Origin of the sequence: Moorena sp. SIO1F2 (assembly GCF_010672755.1) — a bacterium.
Lineage (GTDB): Bacteria > Cyanobacteriota > Cyanobacteriia > Cyanobacteriales > Coleofasciculaceae > Moorena.
In genome coordinates this window covers 1-1,792 of sequence record NZ_JAAHFV010000629.1, presented here as the reverse complement: position 1 = coordinate 1,792, position 1,792 = coordinate 1, and the positions used below count along the sequence as shown (strand labels likewise).

2 protein-coding genes and 1 pseudogene are annotated in these 1,792 nt (G+C 40.9%); 1 reads left to right on the top strand and 2 read right to left on the bottom strand.

Features of this window, described 5'->3' with window-relative positions; all coding sequences use genetic code 11:
* Window positions 1-180: 180 nt before the first annotated feature.
* Together F6J94_RS33560 and F6J94_RS33555 are read right to left on the bottom strand one after the other, a co-directional pair.
* Window positions 181-891 carry a hypothetical protein gene (locus F6J94_RS33560; protein WP_293048215.1) on the bottom strand — a complete coding sequence of 237 codons (711 nt, stop codon included), beginning with the start codon at window positions 889-891 and terminating at the stop codon, window positions 181-183.
* Window positions 892-1,139: 248 nt separating this feature from the next.
* Window positions 1,140-1,586 (bottom strand): DUF488 family protein, encoded by a 447-nt coding sequence (locus F6J94_RS33555; protein ID WP_293048213.1) that lies wholly within the window; start codon window positions 1,584-1,586, stop codon window positions 1,140-1,142.
* 20 nt (window positions 1,587-1,606) lie between these two features.
* On the opposite strand from F6J94_RS33555, the pseudogene F6J94_RS33550 reads away from it, so the two are divergent.
* Window positions 1,607-1,792: pseudogene (locus tag F6J94_RS33550) on the top strand (hypothetical protein); the annotation flags it as partial.

The following is a 1,792-nucleotide window of genomic DNA, read 5'->3' as shown; positions in this document are numbered from 1 at the left end:
TTTAGCCAAATGGATTTACTATGACCAAAGATAGCAGCAAACGCAGCTAATGCAACTAACCAGGGTTGCCAGGTTTCAGGGAGTAGGGAAACTTGTGTCAGGGTATAAAAGCCATTGACTAGACTAAGGATTATTCGGAATACTCTAAATTAGATTACTTTGCCCACCCTACTTTAATTGCTAAAAAGGAAGCTCATCATCCATTCCTAGTATAAGTTTATTCCCTGAATTGCTACGTAATTCAATAACACCTGCTATCAACTTCCAACAAGGGTCACCATCCTTTTGCCAATCACCAGGTCGCCAAGGCATACTCAGACTAACCGTAACCAAACACTGATTTTGCGGTCGATACCCTAACTCTAAATGCCTAACAAATACGGGATCAGTAATCGTAGCAGTCAATTCTTGTCCACAATCTGTTACCAGTGAACCTTCCCATTTTTCTACACCCTCATCTCTGATACCAATAGGTTGAACCAAGAACTCCACAGCTTTCACCAGTTGTAGTGTACATCGTTGCTCTACTGGTAATGACTGCAAGAAACTCACCGTTACATAGCGCTCATTATTATGGAGAATGTATTTTTCCCGGCTACAAAACTTATTCAGATATCCAGCAGGAACTTGTCCTACTCGTCGCCATTGTCCTGGTAATACCAAAAGATTTTCACACTCAAAGCCAAAGTCTGGTCCAGTTTTAGCCAAAGGAATCTCTAAAATATCCAGTAAAGTTGGTTCCCTTCCCGCAATCTGACGCATTGGTTTCGGAATCCGACCATCCGGTAAATCAGATACAGGACGAATCCATTGACGTTTCAGGGAATTAATTCCCGCGATACATCTATCGCCATGCTTCCAGGAGTTAGCCAAGCAAATAATCTGAGTCATGCTGCTATCTAATCCCAAGTAAGGTTAGTCTAGACGTAAGCATTCAGCAGTCAGTGGTCAGTGGTCAGTGGTCAGCGGTCAGCGGTCAGTGGTCAGTGGTCAGCTTATTTTATTCAAAAGCTGTTCGCTGTAGCTTCGCCACAGGCGAATGGCTGATAGCTGATAGCTGATAGCTGATAGCTGATAGCTGATAGCTGATAGCTTACTGATGTTTTTCTATGGTCTTAACAAAGGGGATTTGGTCTAAATCATAGGTGAACTATTTTTATAGTTCCCAATTTTTGACTCAGATATTCTGCTACTAAACGGCGATGACAGTGATGGGGAGTAGGTTCACTACACAGCAAACAGCTACCATCTAATAAGTCTAGTGATACCTTCTTTTCGATTTCACGCTCTGTAATTAATTGTAAGAACTGTTTTTCGTAGGTTTCCCAATCACCATTATTTTTTTTATAGGTATTTAGGATATCCTTGGTCGGAGCCAATTCTAGACGATGTATATAGTCAATATTACCAATTTGCTGCAAAAAGTATTCAAAATCCGTCTTTTTGGTGAAACCAGCTAATTGAGATTTATTATTGAGTCTGGTATCGATAACTCGCCTTACTCCAGCATTAATCAGAAGCTCAAAGAACTGTTGAGCACTCTTTTTAGTAAACCCAATTGTAAATAAATTAATAGTTGGATTCATATATAGCCTTTCTATTACTTATGAGGTACACTCATTTTTTTTCCCCCTACTCCCCACTCCCTACTCCCTACTCCCTACTCCCTACTCCCTACTCCCACAACGGTGGTACCCTACCCGATCAAGTTAGTCAAATTGTTAGAGATGTAGCTAAAGAGTTGAACGTTGGAAGGTTGAATGTTGAAAGTGAGTTGAACGTTGGAAGGTTG

Coding starts and splice junctions, on each gene's coding strand:
- F6J94_RS33555 (WP_293048213.1), bottom strand. CDS start 1,586: ATGAATCCAACTATTAATTTATTTACAATTGGGTTTACTAAAAAGAGT.
- F6J94_RS33560 (WP_293048215.1), bottom strand. CDS start 891: ATGACTCAGATTATTTGCTTGGCTAACTCCTGGAAGCATGGCGATAGA.